This window comes from Psychromonas sp. Urea-02u-13, from assembly GCF_002835995.1.
Classification (GTDB): Bacteria; Pseudomonadota; Gammaproteobacteria; order Enterobacterales; family Psychromonadaceae; genus Psychromonas.
In genome coordinates, this window is sequence record NZ_PJBZ01000098.1 from 1 (window position 1) to 22,837 (window position 22,837).

The window sequence follows — 22,837 nt, forward strand, 5'->3', positions numbered from 1 at the left end:
CGCAAGATGTAAGAGTTCAACTCTTCTCTTTACAAACCATTTAAACTCAAAATAAATTAGTTAATTTTCATCCCAAAACTAAATTATTTTAAAATCTCGGTGATTAGCGCAGCTTGGTAGCGCACCTGGTTTGGGACCAGGGGGTCAAAGGTTCGAATCCTTTATCACCGACCACATTAAGAATAATCCGCTTAGCTCTCGAGTTAGGCGGATTTTTTCGTTTAGAGAACCTTTAATATAAAATATTGGGGTATTCACTGGCTCGAATCATTTATCTCAGACCACATTAAGAATAATCCGCTTAGCTCTTTGAGTTAAGCGGATTTTTTCGTTTTAGAGAACCTTTAATATAAAATCTTGGGGCATTCACTGGCTCGAATCATTTATCTCAGACCACATTTAAAGAAACCGCACATGTTGCGGTTTTTTTTCGTCTTGAGTTTATACGCTCGAACCTTGGGGTATTCATTGATTCGAGCCCTTCACCACCACTACATTTAAAGAAACCGCACATGTTGCGTTTTTTTCGTATTGAGTTTATACACTCGAACCTATGGGACATTCACTGGGGTGAAGTCTTTATCTCCCGACCACATTTGAAAGGTGCGATTAAACAATTTAAATAAATTCAAAAGAAATTAACCACGAAGGCACGAAGAAAAAGAAGGTTAAAGAGCAAATCGAATTTTTGCTCTTGGTTTCTTCGTGTTCTCTGTGTAACGAAGTGGCTTCGTGGTCGTTTTTTATTGAAATAATTAGGAGCAACGCAATAGCAATACGTATTTTGGAGTGCTGAAAGCATTTTCAATGATAATGTGCTTGCCGTGGGTTATTGGCTATTCCGTGCATATCGATTGTCTTTATAGAAACCACTAAAACTCATCATAGTGAGCCACCTTTCCTGTCCATATTATTATTTACTTCAGTGTAAAAAAGTCATAGCATCCGTAGCTTATGGTCTTTAAAATCATTATATTAAAGGTCGCGTTATGAAGGGGGAAGCGAGCTAATAAAGCATCTAATCGACAAGTTATTATTGTTAATATCAGCTCATTCTAGTTAACAACCTCCCCCTATTAACAGTAACGCGCAGCATTGTAATACCAATTCCACTAAATAACGGATCAATCTTGCTGGTTAAAAGAAGCGATTTCTGCGTTGTAAGTTTTGTAAAGGGAACAACCATTAAGGAATTAAAGTCTTTAATTTAATTCCCCGATAGAGGGTTAACGAAGTTAACCGCTCGAAAGACAGCAACTTGCGCCTTGAACTCGCTTATTTTTCCTGCGCAATATTAGACCATTAAATTAGTGGGACTGGTATGAGCAAAAAGAGTCATATTCGAGGCATTCTTGCCTACGGTAATAAGAGAGATAAAAATGAAATTTAATCGTGTGGTCATCAAGGTTGGTAGTGCGTTAGTTTCGCCAGAAAAAAATGGCTGTAGTGGTAAATATATTAGCGCTATAGCGGCTTTTATTAGCAAATGCCAAGAGCAAAATAAAGAAGTGATTTTGGTGTCTTCTGGTAGCGTAGCGGCAGGTCGTCATTTAATTCAACACGGCTCCCCTATCCCCTCTATTCCAACCAAACAAGCAATGGCATCGGTTGGCCAAATGCAAATGATGGCTAATTGGCAACGTTTTTTTGATGTACCCTGCAGCCAACTGTTAATCACTCATGGCGACTTAAAAGATCGTGAGCGTTATATCAATATCAAAAATACACTACGTATCTTATTAGCCAATGGCATTATCCCCATTGTTAATGAAAACGATACTGTGGCCACTGATGAATTAAAAGTAGGTGATAACGATAACTTAGCTGCCTTAGTTGCCCTTGTGAGCGAAGCGGACTGTTTATTGATTTTAAGTGATATAGACGGCGTTTATAATAAAGACCCAAGAAGTAATAACGATGCCGTCATGATCAACGAAATTGCTGAGATCACTGATGAAATTTATGCCATGGCAGGTACAACTAATAACCCTATTGCTACCGGTGGCATGAAAACTAAAATTCAAGCAGCTGAAAAAGCAGTTGAAAACGGTATTGAAACGTACATTCTGAACGGCACTAATAGTCGAGTATTTGATAAAATATTAGCGGGAGAAAACCCGGGAACACATTTTTTAGCAAATCAAAGCGTCAGTAAAGCCAAAAAGAGCTGGTTAAAGCATACCTTAAAAAGCCATGGTCAACTGTTGATCGATAGTGGCGCAGTTAATGCGGTAAAAAATAAAGGCGCTTCTCTTTTACCTTCTGGCATTGTCTCAATACAAGGTACGTTTTTAGCCGGAGAATCACTCGACATTATTGATGCCAGTAATAATACCCTTATTGGCAAAGGTATTTGTCAGTATAACCACCAAGATTTATATAAAATAAAAGGTGAAAACTCAGAAAAAATCCAAGAAATTTTAGGTTTTTGCCTGAGTAAAGTGGTTGTACACAGAGACGATATGGTCGTTATGTAATATTCAGACCAATTACACTAAATAGCGGACCTATTTTGCTAGTTAAAACAACTTACTTCTGCGTTGCAAGTTTCGTAAATGAAACTAATGATTAATCATTAAATGGTTAGTTTCATTTAATGTGCGCTAGAGGATTAACGCAGTTAATCGCTCGGTAGCACGTCAACTTACGCTTTGAATTAAGCCGTTTTTCCTACGCAAAATTTAGATCCATACTTAATGGAATTGGAATAAGATTGAAGCATAAAATTAGAATATCCTAACTTGCTACGTAGATGCCAACAATAAAGCGCTAAGCCTCTCAGGCCAGCGCCTTATGAGTGAGGAAAACGAGATTAAAAATCAACGGTTATTTGATTGGAGCATACTGAAGTGCCCAGAACACAGACTTTATAGTCGTAACTCCCATTTTTCCTTAATAAGTCTTCGTAAAACCCATCGTTAGCTGTTGTAATTTTTTTAGTTTTATCACTATCAGTTTTATCTCGATAAATTTCAACTTGTCCCTCTGGTGCATTTTCCCAAGTTAAAGTGACCTCTATATTCCGCCCCACCGTTTCAGTAGAAAAACTAAGCGTGATGTCTGGATTGACCTCTTGTGCATCGGAAACCGTAATATCTTGCAAAGAGAAGTCACTTGCGCCTTTGTCATCGGTCACCGTTAATGTAACGCTATAGATACCAGCAGCATTAAAATCATGGGACTCCACAACAACGCTTTCCAATATAACTCCGTCAATGTTCCATGAATATGTAATGGCATCACCATCAGCATCACTACTACCGCTAGCGTCAAAATTACAGACTAAATTTTCACAGCTAGCAGTAAAGGAGCTCACAGGTGGAGTATTAGATTTCACCACGTCACAAGAAGCTAAATTCAGGGAATCGTACATATCTTTCGCTTGTACAATACCGTGACCATAATAATGGTCCCTGCCAACAGTACCACGGTCTAAGGCGGAAGCTGCTAATGCAGTACGAATCTCTTCATTTGTACACTCTAAATAATGGCTCCAAACTAATGCCGCCACACCAGCCACATGTGGGGTCGCCATGGATGTACCGCTCCAGGCTGCATACTTATTCCTCGGTAATGTTGAATTGATGCCCACACCGGGGGCCGCTATTTCAACTTGACTGTTAAATTGTGAAAAATTCGCTACATTTTCGCTTGCATCAACCGCTGCCACCGAGATAACAGAACCATAGGATGCGGGGTACGAAAGGCCATTATCACCATCATTACCAGCAGCTGCAATTGATAATAAACCCGCAGTATAAGCATCCTCAAATGCATTCTGCTCAACAATACTTGAACCACCGCCACCTAAGCTCATGCTAATCACTTTTGCGCCTGCTTCTATACATTGTCCAACAGCAGCCACTAAGTCAGAGCCATACGCCCATGCCCCCCTGCGATTAAAGACTTTCACTATATGCAACGCTAAAGAACCACTCGGATTAACACCAACAACGCCTAAGCCGTTATCACCTAGCGCGGCAATAGTACCGGCTACATGCGTACCATGACCATGGCCATCTTCATACCAATTACCCGAGTTATACTGTGCATAACCATCATTTCCCGTCACACCATTTGAAGGCAGGTCTCGATGACTAATATCATAACCGGTATCCATAATGCAGACCTTCATCCCTGCTACGTTACCCGCAATATCTGTAACTTGGTCGGCCTGTACCATAGTGATGCCATAAGGCGTCGTTTCAGCTAATAAATAACGTTTAGGATCAAGCTCAACAAGTTCAACGTCAGCACGTTTTTTAAATTGTGCAACCGCAGCAGCAGGTAGCTCAACAGCGATGGCGCGATAATTATCTAACTCACGTTTTACTTTACCTTTATGACTGTTTACTGCATTCAGCAAGGAAGCTTTGCCACCTTTTTTAAACTTAACGATATAACGTTCATTTTCAGCATCTACGGAAGCTTTTGCAAAAGAGGATGAGGGTAAGGGTAAGAACAAGAGTGAGGCAATAACTAATAAAGGTGTGATGTACTTGTTCATAATGGTATTCCCTATTCTGATTAGCATTCAAGTCAGGCTCGATACTTTTAAGCCTCTAACCTTTAACTATAGTGCTTATCATTCTCAGAAAGAGTCATTTACTGGCAATTATTTGTCACATTAATAGTCCATTATTCGCAACTCCTTGTCCCCTACAACAAGGAGAGTGGCGCTCTCTTAATGTTAACCTGTCATCTTTTAGGCTAAAAATAGAGTGTTAGTCTTACTCAGTTTATCGTGAGAGAGAGGACTTTTTAAGTTGCTGAACGAGTAACCCGCCGATAATAAAGGCTAAACCTACAATCGTCGCTGGGTAAATAGGTTCATCAATAATCATATTTAGTAATAATAACGACACAAAAGGAGAGATAAAAATAAGGTTACTGATTTTTGAAGTGTTTTCTGCATAACGTAATGCGGTTAACCACGCGACAAAAGCAAAACCCATCTCGAATAAACCAATATAAATAGCGCCAGCCCAGCCTTGCCAATCGGGCATATTAAAATCACTTATAATCGCCGTCAGAATAACAAGAATTGGTAAGCCCAGCAGAAACCCTAATAACAATGAAACAAGAGGATCACCACTATTTTTAGCATTGATTATCCAATACATAGCCCAAAGTAACGTGCTTAACAAAGCCAGAAAAACCCCCAATGGACTGCTGAAATCTAATGCTAACAAATCGCCTTTGGTGGCAATGATTAACGCCCCACTGTAGGCAAGAATAATGGCAATAATATCTTGCTTTCTGAGTTTTTGACCAAGAAATGGCACCGCCAGAATACTTAACGTAATAGCCCAAGTATAATTTAAAGATTGCGCCTGCTGTGCAGGGAGAAGGTCATAGGCTTGAAATAAAATAAGGTAATACAAACACGGATTAATCAATCCAAGCAATAGGTAAAAGAAGGGTCTTTTAGCAACATACTCTGTTAATAAATGTAATTTTTTTTGTCGATAACAGATGCCCGTTAACAATAAAATAGTGGTGCATGTTGCCACCAGCAACATCTGAATAGGGGAGAAATAATCTAAGGTTATTTTAAAAGCACTCGCAACGGTAGACCACATAGCCACTGCGATTAAGGCAAACATCGTCGCTTTTTTTTGATTCTTTATCATTGAGTTAACCTTAAAAATACAAATAAGAAATGGATAGCTAAAAAGAACAGTAAGTAGCCCAATAAAGAAGGTGCCCGACTCAGAGCAGATTGTGCAAATAATATCCGCCAAACAAACTACCACTCCTATAATTTAAAGTACAAATAAAGGTTTTTTGTTAATGATTTCTTTGTACTAAATGGAAGTGATGCCACATCTTTCACACAATAAATTACATTTAACTCTATGTATTCGCTTTAGCTAAACATTTATTTAACATTTCCTGTTGGCCATTTAAAGAATGGGTCAACTCCCACCCAAACCACCCTATTTCTGTGTGGGTTTCCGCCCTTTTCTTTGTATTAACTTCCCTCTGATTGTTAATTAAATGTAAACAAAGCGCGCCACAGGGCCATCTACTCACATTGGCATAAGCGTTGCTATGTGGTTGCTATCCATGTGCTTATTAGATGCTATCTATGTAGTTACTAGATGCTTGCTAGAGGGTAACTAGTTCACCTAAATAGCGTGCAATTTATAAATCAATATTTCCATCAATGAACCCTGACAATTACCGAACAAGGAAGACAACATGTTAAAACCTATCGCAATATTATCTATCGGCACAGCCGCAATACTGACTAGTTTTAATGCTTCAGCTAACTGTGATCCCGGTGAAATAGTAATAAAGTTCAGCCATGTCACCAATACCGACAAACATCCTAAAGGTGTTGCTGCTTCTTTATTAGAAGAGCGAGTGAACAAAGAGATGAACGGTAAAGCGTGTATGGAAGTATTCCCTAATTCAACGCTTTACGACGATAACCAAGTGTTAGAAGCGCTGTTAAATGGCGATGTGCAACTGGCTGCCCCTTCACTTTCTAAGTTTGAAAAAATAACTAAAAAGTACCGTATCTTTGATTTACCTTTCCTGTTTACCGATGTTGATGCGGTCGACCGTTTTCAGAACTCAGAGTCTGGCGATATATTAAAAAATGCAATGAAACGTCGTGGCCTAAAGGGGTTAGAGTTTTGGCATAACGGCATGAAACAGATGTCTGCAAACAAACCCTTATTGATGCCTGAAGATGCTAAAGGACTGAAATTTCGCGTACAAGCCTCCGATGTATTAGTGGCGCAATTTGAGCAGCTGGGAGCAAATCCACAAAAGATGTCCTTTAAAGAAGTGTATGGCGGTTTGCAAACCAAAGTTATCGATGGACAAGAAAATACTTGGTCAAATACCTACGGTAAAAAGTTCTTCGAAGTACAAGATGGTGTGACTGAAACGAATCACGGCATTTTAGATTATTTAGTCGTGACATCAAATGATTGGTGGGAGGGTTTACCAAGTGATGTGCAAACTCAACTGGGCACCATTCTCAGTGAAGTAACACAAACAAGAAACGCCGAATCAAGCAAAGTAAACGAAACCAACAAGCAAAATATTATTGCTGCCGGTGGCATCGTTCGCACCTTAACGCCTGAACAACGCAAAGCTTGGGTAGCCGCGCTGAAGCCAGTTTGGGCGAAGTTTGAAAAAGATATCGGTAGCGACATGATTAAAGCGGCCTTAGCGTCGAATTAACGGTATTTTTCAAGACAGTCGTCAATAAAGCACTTGTTATCTGTTAGCGGGTGCTTTCATACAATTCAAACAACTCAAACAATTCACTTCGGAGCAAGGCAATGAAAACTGGATTTTTTACCCAACTTTTTACGAAAATAGGGAAACAAACGGATTACTTGGAAGAAACATTAATTGCCCTGTTTTTAGGCCTGATGACGTTACTCACCTTCGCAAATGTTGTTTTCCGTTATGTATTAAATGGCAATATTTTATGGGCCGTGGAGCTCACCGTATTTCTATTTGCATGGATGGTCTTAGTCGGCGCTTCCTATGGCGTTAAAAAGCATTTTCATATTGGCGTTGATGTAGTTATTAACCTTGCCCCTAGCGGATTAAGAAAAACGCTGGCGCTTATTTCTGTGTTTTGTTGTTTGTTCTTTTCTATCAGTTTATTAATTGGCTCTTGGAACTATTGGTTACCCTTTATTACCGACCGAGCATGGTATGAAACCGAAGATATCCCTATGCCCGACATTTTACAGTTCCTCTCTACTTGGTTTAATGAGGGCGAACGCTACGAGCGATTACCGCGCTTTATTCCCTACTTTGCACTGCCTCTTGGCATGGCGATGATGACCTTTAGATTTATGCAACTGGCTTGGCAAATTGCCACCGGAAAAATTGACCGTTTAGTGGCGAGTCACGAAGCAGAAGAAGACTTAGCAGAATTACATAAATCAGAGCAGGGAGAATAATCATGGCGATGTTATATTTATTTTTAATGGTTATCGCATTTATGATAATAGGGGTGCCTATTGCCGTTTCGCTGGGCCTTTCAAGCATACTATTTTTACTCATTCATTCCGATGCGTCTTTAGCCTCTGTTGCGCAAACATTATTTAATGCCTTTGCCGGACATTACACGCTATTAGCGATTCCCTTCTTCATTTTAGCATCGAGCTTTATGGCCACGGGTGGCGTAGCAAAACGCATTATACGTTTTGCTATCGCATTAGTGGGTTCGTTACGTGGCGGACTCGCTATGGCATCCGTTGTGGCTTGTATGATGTTTGCCGCACTGTCTGGGTCATCGCCTGCTACCGTGGTTGCGATTGGCGGTATTGTCATTGCCGGTATGGTCAAAAATGGTTACAGCAAAGACTTCGCCGCTGGTGTTATCTGTAATGCCGGTACCTTAGGTATTTTGATTCCTCCCTCCATTGTGATGGTGGTTTACGCTGCCGCCACGGATGTCTCTGTTGGACGTATGTTTTTAGGTGGCGTGATCCCAGGATTACTCGCCGGTTTAATGTTGATGTTTGCCATCTATGTTTATGCACGTATCAAAAACATCCCCGCGCAGCCCTTTGTAGGTTGGAAGGAAGTTTTTGATTCCGCGAAAGATGCGGGCTGGGGGTTATTACTGATCGTGATTATTCTTGGCGGTATTTACGGCGGTATCTTTACTCCAACGGAAGCGGCTGCAGTAGCCGCTGTGTATGCCTTTTTTATCTCTAATTTTATCTATAAAGACATGGGACCTTTATCAGACAAAGAGCCTAAAGAGAAACAAGCTAAAGCTTATTGGCGTAAAGCCTCACACGTATTTTGCCATGAAGATACACGTAAAACGTTATTTGAAGCGGGTAAGCTGACCATCATGTTAATGTTTATCATCGCCAATGCTTTGATTTTAAAACATGTATTAACGGAAGAACGTATCCCACAGATGATAACCGAAGCGATGCTTTCAGCAGGACTAGGGCCAATCACGTTTTTAATTGTGGTTAACGTGTTATTGCTCATTGGCGGTCAATTTATGGAACCATCTGGGTTGCTGATTATTGTCGCGCCTTTGGTCTTTCCGATTGCAATTGCACTGGGCATCGACCCGATTCATTTAGGTATTATGATGGTGGTGAATATGGAAATAGGCATGATAACGCCACCCGTAGGGCTTAATCTATTTGTCACCGCAGGTGTGGCTAAAATGTCCATGATGAGAGTGGTTAAAGCGTCATTACCGTTAGTGGGTGTTATGTTTATCTTCTTGCTGATCGTCACCTATGTACCTTGGGTTTCAACCTGGTTACCTACTATGATGATGGGCCCTGAGATTATCGGTAAATAATGCCAAAACAATTAACCACGAAGTGGCTTCGTGGTTAATTGTCAGCTGTTCGCTATCAGCTATCAGTAAGGTCAAAAGCGTTTAACCACCAGACACCGAAGGCACGAAGAAAAACCACTATCCTTTGTAGTTTTTCTTTTCTAATCCATGTTTTTGCATTTTATCGTAAAGCGTTTTACGCGCTAAATTCAGTGTACTCATCGAGTCCTTAATACTGCCCCCCGTTAACTTCAACGCTTGCTCTATGAGACTTTTCTCAAAGGCTTCCACCTGCGTAGATAAACTTAAACCCGCTTGCTCTGTTTCATTCTTGTCCTGATGACTTAACCCAGTTATGGAGCCGAGTAATATAAAACGCTCAGCAGCATTACGTAGTTCACGCACATTACCGGGCCAATCATGTGTTAATAACGCTTGCAGATCATGACTTGGTAACGCAGGCGCAGCTTTACCGTAACGCGCTGCAGCCACCAGCAAAAAATGATGAAAAAGCATCGGGATATCTTGTTTACGTTGTTTTAGGCTCGGTAGCTTTAAAGTCACTACATTTAGGCGATAAAACAGATCTTGCCTGAAATCGGGTGAACTCATTAAATCAATTTTAGTGGCTGCAATAATACGAATGTCGAGGGCTATCGCGGTATTTGATCCGACTCTTTCCACGCTGCGCTCTTGCAATACCCTTAACAAACGTACTTGTGTTTGCAGGGGCATTGATTCTATTTCATCAAGAAATAACGTGCCACCCTGTGCATATTCAAACTTACCAATACGCACACTATCCGCGCCAGTAAAGGCCCCTTTTTCATGACCAAATAGTTCACTCTCAATGAGGTTTTCAGGCACTGCGCCACAGTTCACCGCAACAAAGTTATTCGCACTGCGTTGGCTTTGTTCATGAAGCGAACGTGCCACTAACTCTTTGCCTGTACCTGTATCACCAAATAACAAAATGTCCGCTTGAGTATCAGCAACTTGTGCAACCATTTGGCGCAGTTCCACCATACTTGCTGTGTTACCAATGATTCTTGGGCCTAATGTGTCTTTGCTTTGTAGGGCTTTTTTTAGGCTTTTATTTTCAATGACTAACTGGTGTTTCTCTATTGCTTTGCGTGTGGTTTCTATTAAGCGATCCGCTGAAAAAGGTTTTTCAATAAAGTCATAGGCCCCTTCGTGAATGGCCTCCACCGCCATGGAAATATCGCCATGTCCGGTGATCAGAATAACCGGTAAATCTGCATTTTTTTTGGCTAACGAGGTTAATAATTGTTGCCCTGAAATACCGGGTAAACGGATATCTGTGATCACCACAATGGGCATTGTTGATTGCATCGCCACTAATGCGGATTCTGCATCAGCAAAAAAGTGCGCTTCAATATCAGCTAACTCAAAGGTTTGTTGATTGGCGACTCTAAGGTCGTATTCATCATCAATAAAAAAAACCGGACTCATGTTAACTCCTGATTTTGTGGCAGTATTAGTGGAATTTCAGGTGCAGACGTTAGTGGCAAAGAGATAGAAAACATCGCACCCGCGTCGGCTGTGTTTTGGGCCCATAGCTTGCCCTGCATGCTATTAATAATCTGTTGTGAGATAGATAATCCCAGACCCAGCCCCGTTTCTTTGGTGGTAAAAAAGGGTTCAAACAATTGCCCGATATCAGACTCGGCAATGCCAGGTCCTGTATCAATGACCTCAACAACAGCCTTTCCTGCAGAGGCAGATAAGGTCACGTTAATATTCTTAACTTCACTGTCCTGCATCGCTTGAATCGCATTGGACAATAAATTAACCAATATTTGCTCAAGTTGAATCGGCTCTGCTTTTACCTGAATAATATTGCGTGGCAGATGCATATCTAAGGTAATTTGGCTTGCTTTCAATTGTGGTTTAACCAGTTCAAAAGTAGCTAATAATACCGGCTGTAACGCGATGATACTCATGACACCATCTGATTTTCGTGCAAAGGCTTTCAGCTGCGCACTAATACGTGCCATGCGCTCCGTAAGATGGGTAATACGTTGTAGATTACCTGTCACTTTATCTATTTTTTCACGCTCAAGGAAAACCAAGGCATTGTCTGCGTAACTACGAATAGCGGCCAGCGGGTTGTTTAATTCATGGCTAATACTGGCAGAAAGTTGCCCTAGTACCGCTAATTTCGCCGCTTGGATTAGCTCTTTTTGTGTGTTCTTTAAGGCTAATTCTGCCTTCTGTCTTTCGTCTATTTCAGCGTGTAAAGCCGAGGTACGTTGCATCACCTGAAATTCTAACTCTTGCTTAGCATTCACCTGTAAACGCTGTTTTTCATCGTTTCTATTTTGACGTTGACGTATTAACACTAATACCAGATACAACAAACTAAATAGCAGCGTCAGTAAGACCAACAAAATCACGATGCTGTAGGTGATGCTATTAGTGGAAACAAAAACACGTACGTTCCAGCCGGCTTTGGCATATTCTTTGGTTAATACTAAATAGTTTTTAGGCCGTTCTCCGCTCATGCTGACACGAATTAAACTAGGATTTTGCTCGAATTCACCCTCAAAGGGTAAGGCCTCAATGTTTTTACCTAGATAACGTCGCTCCTGATTAATCGCGTTTTTTACGGCCGTACTGAGTTCACCCAAGCTTTGAAATAACCACGCCGGCTGCGTTGAAATAAAGGCGATGCCATGGGGGTCGGTCACCAGAAAGTGCAACGATTTCTCGCTCCAGTCTTTTTCAATGGAAGATATATCCATTTTTACCACCACCACGCCAATCACCTCACCCGCATACTGCACAGGATAAGAGTAATAATAACCGCGCCTGCCCGATGTTGAACCTAAGGCAAAATAGTCGCCCTGTTTACCTTTCATCGCTTGTTGAAAATAAGGACGAAAAGCAAAATTGAGGCCAACAAAAGAGGCCTCTAGCGACCAATTACTGGCTGCGATTGTGGTGCCATTAATATTGAGTAAATAGGTATCAGATGCGCCTATTATTTGATTAGTTGCATTAAGGTGACGATTAATAATGTCACGCTGTGCGCTGTTATTAGGATTGAGTAAGGCATCAATCATCAAGCTTTGTCGGCTTAATAATTGCGGGAGATAAGCAAAACGTTCAAGCTGACTATCAAGGTGACTAGAAAACAACTCAAGTTGTTGCTGGCTCGACGTGGTTAATCGTTGGTAACTAAATTGCCACAACCAAGTGGCTGCGAGCAAACTCACCAGGCAATAAACAGTAAATATAACGATGGGTAAGCGACGGCTATTGACTTTATTTAGTCTCATGTTCAGTTTTGTTTTTAGTTTGCTGGTCACCGTCATCACTTATCGCCTCCTCTAAACCTCAATCTTATAGAGTATGAATAAGCGACCACTTTTACTATGAATAGATAATTGATTTGATAGGCGAATCACAGTATTTTAAACACTGGACATTTACACCAGAGTTGCCCATCAACGCTATACTTATACCCGTTACCAATCAAGGTGCTTTGTTCAGTCGCTGAACTTGGCAACTTGAATGGTGACGGGTATATACCAATAGATAAAACCAAAAAAGGACAATGTTATGCTGATTTTTTACATTATATGTGGCTGTTTTATTTTTGCGGCTTCTGGCGTGATCATGCAATACAATCGTTTAGCCATTTACCGCCGCCGTATCATTCGTCACTTTGCAAAGTCTAGCCAACAAAAGCCCTTTATTTTGTCAGAAAGCCAAGAACAACACATTAAACAATGCTTTTTAAAAGGGATCAGCATTCAGCACTGTATTGAGCAAATTTAAGGAAGCTCTTGTCTTAGCAGGTCGGTAACATTAAATTTTCATTCGCCGATAGCTTGTCTTCTTATCACCTATTTAAATCATTACAATAAAAGAGGGTTAAGTGCGCTGCACACCCCTAATACGTTATGATTATTGAATAATTAAGCCATAAAACCACTGTGTATTTTATTACGATAAAATGCCAACTTATTATTTACAAGTTGTTAACACTTGCTTTCTCTTCCTCACTAAAACGCATTCAACATTTTTGCTAAAAACCTGTGACTTAGCTCCATATAAACTTAAATAATTGCGTGTTTAAGCCACATATAATATCGCTATTCCCCTAAAGTGTTGTCATAAAGAAAAGGTTGTTCTTTGAGCAAACAAAAATGCATCTTCAACCTTCATTTATAATAAATCGTAGCACAACTTTAGCTAAATATAACCCGCCCGTATTTGAGGAAACAGCCATGCTTTTTACTGGTTCATTAATGACAGATTGCCCGATTAGACAACAAATCCGTGAGTTTTACCGTATTGACGAAAATATTGCAGTAGACCATATATTGCCAGCAGCGGAAGTTAACGTAAGTGCACGAAGTCGGGCATGGGATCGTGCGCGAAAGATGGTGTTAAAAATTCGTCAAGACCAGGAAGGTAATGGCGCGATTGACTCGCTACTCAATGAGTATTCTCTGTCTTCAGAAGAAGGCGTGGTATTGATGTGTTTAGCGGAAGCATTATTACGTGTGCCAGACAAACATACACAAGATGAATTAATTCGCGATAAAATTTCTCAAGGCCAATGGAGCACACATTTAGGTGCCAGTGACTCATTATTTGTAAACGCTTCATCGTGGGGGTTATTACTCACCGGCTCGATGGTTAGTTACACAGATAAACGTAAAAAAGACCAGTTCGGTTTATTGAAAAAAACAGTGGGACGTTTAGGTGAACCGGTTATCCGTAAATCGATGAACTATGCCATGAAAATCATGGGCCAACAGTTTGTGATGGGTGAAACCATTAAAGCAGCAACCGAACGAGCCGCAACAAAAGAACAACAAGGTTATGTTTATTCCTATGACATGCTCGGTGAAGGCGCACGTACTATGGCAGATGCCGAACTGTATTTTGCGGCCTATGAAAACGCCATTACCGCAATAGGCGAAGTTGCGCTTAAATCAGGTAAAAACGACCCACGTAAAGTACCGGGCATTTCAATCAAACTATCCGCGATTCATCCACGTTATGAGTTTTCTCATAAAGCGCGTGTCATGAGTGAAATAGTGCCCAAATTAAAAGCATTATGTTTACAGGCTAAAAAATACAACATTGGTTTAACCATTGATGCAGAAGAGTCAGAACGCCTTGAGATTTCATTAGATATTATTGAAGCGGTCTTTAGCGATAGTGATTTAGGTGATTGGCAAGGCTTTGGTTTAGCACTGCAAGCTTACCAAAAACGCGCTATTTTTGTGGTTGATTGGTTACGTGATTTAACCCTGCGCTGTAATCGAAAAATGATGGTGCGTTTAGTGAAAGGCGCTTATTGGGATACTGAGATTAAAAATGCGCAAAAAGAAGGTCTCTGCCATTTTCCGGTATTCACACGTAAGTCATCAACCGATGTCTCTTACCATGCTTGCGCGAATAAATTATTGGAATATCGCGATACCATCTACCCGCAATTTGCCACACATAACGCTTATACCGCAGCCACTATTGTGGAACTAGCTGGCGAAGATAAAGCCGGTTTTGAGTTTCAATGTTTACATGGCATGGGTGATTCTTTATATGATCAAATCGTTACCGATGAGAGCATTCAATGCCGTATATATGCCCCCGTGGGTCATCATGAAGACTTACTTGCCTACTTAGTGCGTCGTTTATTAGAAAATGGCGCTAACTCATCCTTTGTAAATGCGATTGTTGATGAATCACAACCTGTAGAGTCTTTATTAGAAGATCCGGTAGAAAAAACGCAACGCCTTAAACTTAAATACAATCATCAGATCATCAAACCGATTGATCTTTATCGAGGGGAAGGCGCACACGGCCGCGATAATTCCAAAGGACTAGATTTATCCGATGCCAACGAAATCACCCGCTTAAAACCCGTTTTAGACAATTGGTTTGCAGATCATGTATTAACTGAAAGTGATGTGCCAGCGGGAGCGAATGCCGTGATGAACCCGGCAAATCGCAGTGAAATCATCGGCTTTCATCAGTATGCAAGCCATGACGATATGTTAGCCATGATTGATAAAGCCGAAATAGCCTTTAGCAGTTGGTCGGCAACCCCGGTTATTGAACGTGCAGACTTACTTTGTCGTATCGCTGATATTTTAGAGCGCCATATCGACGAACTGATTGCATTATGTATCAAAGAAGCCGGAAAAGTCGCCCAAGACGGTATCGATGAAGTCCGTGAAGCCGTGGATTTTTGTCGTTACTATGCAGCCCGCGCCCTTGAGTTAAGTGAAGATGAAAGACTCGAAGCACGTGGTGTAGTGTTATGTATCAGCCCATGGAATTTCCCACTGGCTATTTTCTTAGGCCAAGTCGCGGCTGCCATTGCAACAGGCAACACAGTATTAGCCAAACCCGCAGAGCAAACCGGTTTAATTGCCCTGCGTGCGATTGAATTGATGCAGTCCGTTGGTTTACCTGAAAATGTAGTGCAAGCCGTTATTGCGCCTGGTCGCGCCGTAGGCAGTACGATTATTCCTGATTCTCGCATTCAAACAGTTATGTTCACCGGTTCAACACAAACCGGCACGCTTATTTCACAAACATTGGCAGATCGAGGTGGCGACCAAGTTCCTTTCATTGCAGAAACAGGTGGTCAAAACTGCATGATTGTTGACTCAACAGCCCTACCAGAGCAAGTTGTTGATGATGTTATTTCATCAGGTTTTCAGAGTGCAGGACAGCGTTGCTCGGCATTACGCGTGCTGTTTTTACAGGAAGATATTGCAGATAATGTAATAACCATGTTGCAAGGTGCATTAGCTGAATTACATATTGGCGACCCTGCAAAATTAAGCACAGATGTTGGCCCTGTTATCGACCAAAAAGCATTAGACGCGCTTAATGCACATGCCGAACACATGAAATCACACGGAAAATTATTGTACCAATGTGCATTTTCTAGTGATGTGGTTGATGAAAACGGGCACTTCTTCTTTGCGCCTCGCTTATATGAAATTGAGAATATCGATGTGTTAAAACAAGAAGTATTTGGTCCTTGTGTGCATATTGTGCGTTTTAAAGGTGATCAAATAGAAAAGGTCATCGATAGCATTAATGGCACAGGTTTTGGTTTAACCATGGGTATTCATACTCGTATCGAGCACAGAGCTATCGAGTTGGCAAAATTATCACGCGCGGGTAATGTCTATATTAACCGTAATATGATTGGCGCTATTGTTGGTGTACAGCCTTTTGGTGGACGTGGCCTTTCAGGCACTGGCCCTAAAGCAGGCGGTCCGCATTATTTAACCCGTTTAATGAAAGAAAAATCGACTCCTGATGCCGATTTCTTTAACTCCATTGGCAGTAACTTAACCACCATCATGAGTGATGAAAAAGCGAAAGCTGAAGCAACAGACATCATGAATAAAGCCAATGAGGCAGAAAAAGAATGGCGATCAACTGAGTTAAATACACGTATTTCATGTGTGCGACAGCTACTTGCTAAGATTGCTCATGTTGAAATTGTTGAGGATTTAGCAGACGATTTAAATCAAACACTTGCATACGCCCGCTCACAGCTTATCAATATAGAAAAGCGCCTCAAAAAACCACAACAATTGCCTGGGCCAACAGGTGAATCAAACATTATTTACTTAGAGAATCGCGGTAACATTATCTGTTATGCCGACCAAGGTGTGAGCTTTAACTACTGGGTACAATCAATAGTAACCGCACTCGCCACCGGTAACACAGTGATCACGGCTGTTTCTGAGCTGTTTTATCAAGAAGCATTAGCCTTTAGAGATAAGTTTATTGCCACCGGTGCAGGAGAACATGTCTTTCAAGTAGCAAAACTAGTGCATTTTGAAACCATGCTCGCACATCCCGCTTTATCTGGTGTGGTTGTTGATGGCGGCAGTGAAAGTAAACATTACGTAAGTGCAAAACTAGCACAACGCCATGGCGCTATTTTACCGGTTATCAGTTCTGAATATTTTGATAACTTAATTCAGCGTTTAGTGACTGAAAAAACCATTAGTATCGATACCACTGCATCAGGAGGTAATACCTCTTTGATGACACTGGTTGAAGAAGATTAAACAGCAGAGCGTTAAACGATAGACAGTAGCGACTCAGGGTGAAGACCATTTAGCTTAACTAAATAGCTAAATAGCTAAATGGCTAAATAGCAATGGCCTGAGTCGTTAAAAATGAACAACATTCATCAGACTTTAAAGGAACAAATATGCTTAGTTATGTAACCATCGGTGTCACTGATTTAGAAAAATCAGAAGCGTTTTATAATGAACTATTAGCGCCAATCGGTGCTAAAACCCTGATAAAAATGGAACGTATTATATACCCAAACCACCTAAAAATGCAGATTCAGAGGCTCGCTCGGATGTCAGATTAAGGCACGGCATGAAGAGAAGGGTTATTCTCTTTTCGAATGTTGTAACGCAGAGCTGGCTTTCGAGCGAGCCTTCCGTAGGACCAGGTGAGAGGTACCCCTCTTCAGCGTTATAAAGCATTGATTTAGAGTGACTAAACCCTCAACTTCATGCCTTGAATATGGCCACCTCTCAACTGGCTGATTCCTGCATTTTCAAGTAGCTTGGGTATACTTATTGGTAAAAGCATGGAAGAACCCGTGCTCGCCATTTGTATTCCTTATAACCAAGAAACACAAAATAGCGGTAACGGCAATATGTTAGCAATTGCGCCAGGTTCAAAAGAGAAATGTGATGAGATGTATCATAAAGCCATTGCGTTAGGCGCAACCTGTGATGGTCAGCCTGGTCAACGTATACCAGACGTATTTTACGGTGCTTACTTTCGTGATTTTGATGGCAATAAAATCGCTTTTAACCATTTTGGTTAATATCAAACTTGCGCGAATGGCACGTACTACTTGGTACTCCATTCGCGTTATCTTTATTACCTACTTTAGCAATTGATCTACTGACCTACTCACAAGGTGGAGCAAGGTGAATCAATGCTAAACCGCCAAGAGACGTTTCACGATATTTTCGATTCATGTCTTTGCCCGTTTGGTACATAGTTTCAATTACTTTATCCAATGAGATTAAACACTTACTATTTCTTTTAAGTGCCATTCTTGATGCATTAATCGCTTTCATTGCGCCCATCGCGTTACGCTCAATACAAGGCACTTGAACAAGGCCTCCCATTGGGTCACAGGTCATACCAAGCGAATGCTCCATGGCTATTTCAGCGGCAATACAAATTTGTTCATTACTACCACCCCGTAACGCCGTTAAGCCCGCAGCAGCCATCGATGACGACACACCCACTTCGCCTTGACAGCCAACTTCCGCACCAGAAATAGAAGCATTAGTTTTATACAAAATACCAATCGCACCAGCAACGGCAATAAAGTCTTTAATTTGCTTAGTATCAAGCTCTTTTATAAAGCGGTGGTAATAAGTCAACACAGCGGGAATAACACCGGCAGCCCCATTAGTTGGCGACGTAACAACTTGGCCCCCGGATGCATTTTCTTCACTAACAGCAAAAGCAAACAAGTTAATCCAGTCTAATATTTCCATTGGATCTTTTTCGTAGACACTGTTTGCTTCTAATTTTTTTAATAGATTAGGCGCGCGGCGTGTCACATTCAGGCCACCTTCAAGTATGCCTTCTGTTTCAAAACCTCTTTCCATACAACGAGTCATCACACGCCATATTTGATCCGCTTTTTGATCGATGATATCGATGTCATTAAAAGTGAGTTCATTAGCAATAACCATCGAACCTAAGCTCAGGCCCTTTTTCTCTGCTAACGCGAGCATTTCATCCGCTGTTTTAAAAGGATACTGTACAGCGACTTCAACCTCATCACTTCCCTCTGCCAATTCTTTCGCCGTAACAATAAATCCGCCGCCAATAGAATAATAGGTTTCACTGCTCAGCAGTACGCCCGTTTTATCAAACGCACTGATGGTCATGCCATTTTCGTGTAAGGGTAATTCGTCTGAATTAAAAAGCATGTCTGTTTTATAGTCGAAGGCGATATCCTGAGTGCCTGCCAATAACAAACGAGATTTTTTAATCGCTTTTTGCAAGGCCACATTCGCACTGCTAATTTTAATGGTATCAGGTCGATTGCCCAGTAAACCTAAAATGCTTGCACGATCCGTATGATGGCCAATACCCGTCAATGATAAAGAGCCATAAAGGTCAATTTGTACACGTGTTACCTGTGTCAGATTTGACTCAAGTAAACGAGTAAAGTTGTAACCCGCGATCATTGGCCCGTTTGTGTGAGAGCTTGACGGCCCCACTCCAATTTTAAAGATATCAAAGATAGAAAGCATAATAATTTTGTTCCAAAGGTGAGGCAAAAGGCCAATCAGGTTTCACTGAATATTAATAAATACAGCCAAAAGAACCCGCAGGCAGGGTTAGATAGTAGTTTGTTTTATGATTAATGAAAGTGCGTTATTTAACCCAATTCACACAATAGAAATACTGCAAAATAAGTATTATATAAACATGTGAAGTGATACAAAAACATGAAGAAAAAACAGCCATGTGGCGAGTGGTTAAAAGCATGATAATAATAACGAGAATAACACTTTCCTGTGTAGTTTAGGAAATCAAATAGGTCAATTATTCAGCTAGTTTTAACATTTCATCAACATAATAATACTGACTTCATGATTAAACGCTTAGACTCACACGACGATATCGATAGCTAACTTTATTTAGCGACGACCATTACAAGCATACCTATTAACAAGTTTCCTGGAAATGTGTCATGAAAGGTATATAAACAATCAAAAAAATTGCCCTTTGCTATAATGGTTCATACAATTAGCTTATAAAAACATCCTTAACCACATGTTTTAAACGAATATTAAGGAGGTGCAATGTCAAAGACTATAAGTACAGTGTGTTTTCTTGTTATCACTTTCTCTGCAAATTTATTTTCCCAAGACAAAATCCTTATTGCCGTTGGCGAATACCCTCCCCTTGTTTCAAAACACCTAAAATACTACGGTGTTACCGCGCATATTATTATCGAAGCATTTGCCTTAGAAGGAGTGAAAGTTGAGTATCAATTTAGTCATTGGGCAAGAGCCTTTCATTTGGTCAAAGAAGGTAAAGCGGACGGCATTGCGCCTGTTTTAAAAATGATCAAAGAGACAAAGTGTATTATTTTAGCGACTCCCTTTTACATGAAACCCAAGTGTTTTTTCATAAAAAAGACCATGCCTTTAATTGGCGTTCGATGGATGATTTAAAAAACATACAAATAGGTGCAACGATTGCTTATTCATACGGACAGGAATTTGATGAAGCGGACAAATCAGATCAATTACAGGTTCAAAGAGTGACCTCTGACCTACAGAATTTTAAAAAGTTGTTTAATGATCGTGTACAAATTGTGGATGTAGGTTATTACCTCTTACAAACCGAATTTCCAGAGAAAGCGCCTTGGTCACTCATCACCACAAAGTGGTTAATCAGAGTAATAACTATTTAGCACTTTCCATGAAGAAACCTAAGAGTCGATATTATTTATATCTCTTTAATCGTGGGTTAGCAAAACTAAAAGCCAGTGGGAAATATGCTCAATTCTTTCAAGAATCAAGGAGAGGGGATTACCTACCTAAGTAACAAGAGAGTCTAAACAGCCCCTGTTTCAGGTAGGAAAAACGATAATAAATAAACATAAGACCTTGTAATACTTGCTCTACAAAACGCACAGCAAGCAGTTAGGTCATATTTTAAAGAGACTCATCAAGCATAAAAATTAAAGTACTTTGCTTAAAAACTGTTGTGTTCTCTCTTTCTGCGGGTTGCCTAATACCTGCTCTGGCGTGCCCATTTCTTCAATTAATCCTTCATGGAAAAAGGCCACTTTATCGGAGACTTCTTTTGCAAAGGCGATTTCATGTGTCACACAAATCATGGTCATACCATCATCTCGAAGCAGTCTTAATGTATCTAACACTTCCCCTACTAGTTCAGGATCAAGCGCTGAAGTCACCTCATCAAAAAGCATATACGGTGGCTCCATCGCTAATGCGCGTGCGATAGCAAGGCGTTGCTGCTGACCACCAGACATTCTGGTTGGATATTCATGAAGTTTATCGCCAAGCCCTACGTGAATGAGTTCTTTCTTAGCAATTTCTTGTGCTTTTTCTTTGCTAAAACCTTTCACAATCTGTGGCGCAAGGGCCGCGTTTTCTAACACGGTTAAATGAGGGAAAGAGTTCCATTGTTGGAAAACCATGCCTAAATTTTGTCTTAATTCATTGATATCAGTACTTTTGTCATGCACATCGATGCCATCAACAATAATATTGCCAGCATTTATTTTTTCAATGGCATTAATACAATACAAAAGCGTGGATTTACCACTACCACTTGCACCAATAATACTCACAACTCCACCGCGATTAACGGTTAAATCGATCCCTTTTAACACTTCTAAGTCGCCAAAAGATTTATGAACCCCTTTGACTTCAATCATATTTCCATTTTCCTTTCTACATATTTACCATAACGTGACAACGGGTAAGAGATCATAAAATAAAACAATCCTACGCCGAGTAATATCATAAGAGGTTGCTGTGTTCTTGATATCAACTGTTCTGCTGTTCTGAGTAATTCCATATAACCAATCACAGAAACTAATGCCGAGTCTTTTCTGACACTTAACGCAACACCCAGCCAAGAGGGGAAAACTGCACGCATTCCAATCGGCACTCTCACGTAGCGGACGGTTTGCAAGTAAGTCATGCCTAGCGATCTTGCTGCTTTGACCATGTTCTCTGGCACACTATCAAAACCACTTCGAAACACTTCGCTCATAAAAGCCATAGTATAAAGCGATAATATAATTGAGCCTGCCACAAACGGGTTTAATGGGTAACCCATCGCACCGATAAAGGTCGTGAACAGTATCAACTGAATAATCAGCGGTACTGATCTCAGGATATCTAAAAAACCACCTAACAACACATTGATAGACTTATTCGATTCTGCTCTTATAAATCCAACTAACAGCCCTAAAATACTCCCAATAATGATCGCAACGAGTGAGATATAAACGGTATTTAAAATACCCGCTAAAATAAAACCTGCATCATTCCACGATAAAGGCGTAAATAAATTCATTATGAAAGCTCCCCTTTAAATACTTTCTTTGCAATTAAACTAGAAGCTAACAGCACTAATTTTGTCATCACAAAATACATCACAGCGGCCATCATAAAAAACTCTAAGGTTCTAAACGAAGTAGATTGAAGTCTTTGTGTCTCGCCTGACAGTTCATTCATACCCACTAATATACCTAGCGAACTCATCAAGATTGACCAAACAAATTGATTGGTCATCGGGTGATAAATACGTCTAAACATTTGCGGTAAAATAACATAGTGATACACTTGAATACTGTTCATACCCAGTGATTTTGCAGCACTATATTGCGTGGCAGGAATTGACTAAAATCCTCCTCGAAAGGTTTCTGCTAAGTAACCTGCATTGATAAAAACTAATGCAGAAAATACAGAGAAATAAGGACTTATA

Annotated in this window: 18 protein-coding genes and 1 tRNA gene; 11 read left to right on the forward strand and 8 right to left on the reverse strand. The window is 40.6% G+C overall.

Annotated elements, in window-relative coordinates:
• The first annotated feature begins 97 nt into the window (after positions 1-97).
• Both CXF74_RS18105 and proB read left to right on the forward strand, forming a co-directional pair.
• Positions 98-174: transfer RNA gene (locus tag CXF74_RS18105), tRNA-Pro, on the forward strand.
• 1,205 nt (positions 175-1,379) lie between these two features.
• Complete coding sequence (proB, locus tag CXF74_RS18110; RefSeq protein ID WP_101083932.1) at positions 1,380-2,477, forward strand: glutamate 5-kinase; 1,098 nt, start codon at positions 1,380-1,382, stop codon at positions 2,475-2,477.
• Positions 2,478-2,812: 335 nt separating this feature from the next.
• Here proB and CXF74_RS18115 read toward each other — a convergent pair whose 3' ends face one another.
• Positions 2,813-4,507: a S8 family serine peptidase gene (locus tag CXF74_RS18115; RefSeq protein WP_232772574.1), complete on the reverse strand. Its 1,695-nt coding sequence runs from the start codon at positions 4,505-4,507 to the stop codon at positions 2,813-2,815.
• A gap of 232 nt (positions 4,508-4,739) precedes the next feature.
• A complete protein-coding gene (locus tag CXF74_RS18120; protein WP_101083934.1) occupies positions 4,740-5,633 on the reverse strand; it encodes a DMT family transporter in 894 nt (297 codons plus the stop codon).
• Positions 5,634-6,204: 571 nt separating this feature from the next.
• On the opposite strand from CXF74_RS18120, the gene CXF74_RS18125 reads away from it, so the two are divergent.
• The 3 genes from CXF74_RS18125 (at position 6,205) to CXF74_RS18135 (ending at position 9,313) form a co-directional block, all read left to right on the forward strand.
• Positions 6,205-7,200 (forward strand): TRAP transporter substrate-binding protein, encoded by a 996-nt coding sequence (locus tag CXF74_RS18125; protein WP_101083935.1) that lies wholly within the window; start codon positions 6,205-6,207, stop codon positions 7,198-7,200.
• A gap of 101 nt (positions 7,201-7,301) precedes the next feature.
• Positions 7,302-7,937, forward strand: coding sequence for a TRAP transporter small permease (locus CXF74_RS18130; RefSeq protein WP_101083936.1), 636 nt, complete (start codon positions 7,302-7,304; stop codon positions 7,935-7,937).
• 2 nt (positions 7,938-7,939) lie between these two features.
• Positions 7,940-9,313 carry a TRAP transporter large permease gene (locus CXF74_RS18135; RefSeq protein WP_101083937.1) on the forward strand — a complete coding sequence of 458 codons (1,374 nt, stop codon included), beginning with the start codon at positions 7,940-7,942 and terminating at the stop codon, positions 9,311-9,313.
• A 117-nt stretch (positions 9,314-9,430) separates the two neighbouring features.
• Here CXF74_RS18135 and CXF74_RS18140 read toward each other — a convergent pair whose 3' ends face one another.
• Positions 9,431-10,765 (reverse strand): sigma-54-dependent transcriptional regulator, encoded by a 1,335-nt coding sequence (locus tag CXF74_RS18140; RefSeq protein ID WP_101083938.1) that lies wholly within the window; start codon positions 10,763-10,765, stop codon positions 9,431-9,433.
• Positions 10,762-12,630 (reverse strand): sensor histidine kinase, encoded by a 1,869-nt coding sequence (locus CXF74_RS18145; RefSeq protein WP_232772578.1) that lies wholly within the window; start codon positions 12,628-12,630, stop codon positions 10,762-10,764. Before CXF74_RS18145 ends, CXF74_RS18140 begins: the two co-directional genes overlap by 4 nt.
• 247 nt (positions 12,631-12,877) lie before the next feature.
• Between CXF74_RS18145 and CXF74_RS18150 the strand changes: the two genes are divergently transcribed.
• The 4 genes from CXF74_RS18150 to CXF74_RS18165 all read left to right on the forward strand — a co-directional run bounded on the left by CXF74_RS18150 (position 12,878) and on the right by CXF74_RS18165 (position 18,158).
• Complete coding sequence (locus tag CXF74_RS18150; RefSeq protein ID WP_101083939.1) at positions 12,878-13,096, forward strand: hypothetical protein; 219 nt, start codon at positions 12,878-12,880, stop codon at positions 13,094-13,096.
• 452 nt (positions 13,097-13,548) lie between these two features.
• Complete coding sequence (putA, locus tag CXF74_RS18155; protein WP_101083946.1) at positions 13,549-17,376, forward strand: bifunctional proline dehydrogenase/L-glutamate gamma-semialdehyde dehydrogenase PutA; 3,828 nt, start codon at positions 13,549-13,551, stop codon at positions 17,374-17,376.
• A 146-nt stretch (positions 17,377-17,522) separates the two neighbouring features.
• Entirely contained in the window at positions 17,523-17,690 is a 168-nt protein-coding gene (locus CXF74_RS18160; RefSeq protein WP_232772575.1) for a hypothetical protein, read from the forward strand.
• A gap of 225 nt (positions 17,691-17,915) precedes the next feature.
• Entirely contained in the window at positions 17,916-18,158 is a 243-nt protein-coding gene (locus tag CXF74_RS18165) for a bleomycin resistance protein (RefSeq protein ID WP_101083940.1), read from the forward strand.
• Between the two features lie 85 nt (positions 18,159-18,243).
• Here the strand turns inward: CXF74_RS18165 and CXF74_RS18170 are convergent, their stop codons facing one another.
• Positions 18,244-19,614: an L-serine ammonia-lyase gene (locus tag CXF74_RS18170; protein ID WP_101083941.1), complete on the reverse strand. Its 1,371-nt coding sequence runs from the start codon at positions 19,612-19,614 to the stop codon at positions 18,244-18,246.
• Positions 19,615-20,169: 555 nt separating this feature from the next.
• Between CXF74_RS18170 and CXF74_RS22255 the strand changes: the two genes are divergently transcribed.
• On the forward strand, positions 20,170-20,544 hold the full coding sequence (locus tag CXF74_RS22255) for a hypothetical protein (RefSeq protein WP_198552910.1): 375 nt from the start codon (positions 20,170-20,172) through the stop codon (positions 20,542-20,544).
• Positions 20,532-20,786 (forward strand): hypothetical protein, encoded by a 255-nt coding sequence (locus tag CXF74_RS18175; protein WP_442965958.1) that lies wholly within the window; start codon positions 20,532-20,534, stop codon positions 20,784-20,786. Before CXF74_RS22255 ends, CXF74_RS18175 begins: the two co-directional genes overlap by 13 nt.
• 270 nt (positions 20,787-21,056) lie before the next feature.
• Here the strand turns inward: CXF74_RS18175 and CXF74_RS18180 are convergent, their stop codons facing one another.
• Genes CXF74_RS18180 through CXF74_RS18190 form a run of 3 tightly spaced genes read right to left on the reverse strand, consistent with a single transcriptional unit; the run spans position 21,057 to position 22,749 of the window.
• Complete coding sequence (locus CXF74_RS18180) at positions 21,057-21,779, reverse strand: amino acid ABC transporter ATP-binding protein (RefSeq protein ID WP_101083943.1); 723 nt, start codon at positions 21,777-21,779, stop codon at positions 21,057-21,059.
• Positions 21,776-22,426 (reverse strand): amino acid ABC transporter permease, encoded by a 651-nt coding sequence (locus CXF74_RS18185; protein WP_232772576.1) that lies wholly within the window; start codon positions 22,424-22,426, stop codon positions 21,776-21,778. The genes CXF74_RS18180 and CXF74_RS18185 overlap by 4 nt, the downstream gene beginning before the upstream one ends.
• Positions 22,426-22,749, reverse strand: a complete 324-nt coding sequence (locus CXF74_RS18190; RefSeq protein ID WP_269800784.1) for an ABC transporter permease subunit — start codon at positions 22,747-22,749, stop codon at positions 22,426-22,428. The genes CXF74_RS18185 and CXF74_RS18190 overlap by 1 nt, the downstream gene beginning before the upstream one ends.
• Between the last annotated feature and the right edge of the window lie 88 nt (positions 22,750-22,837).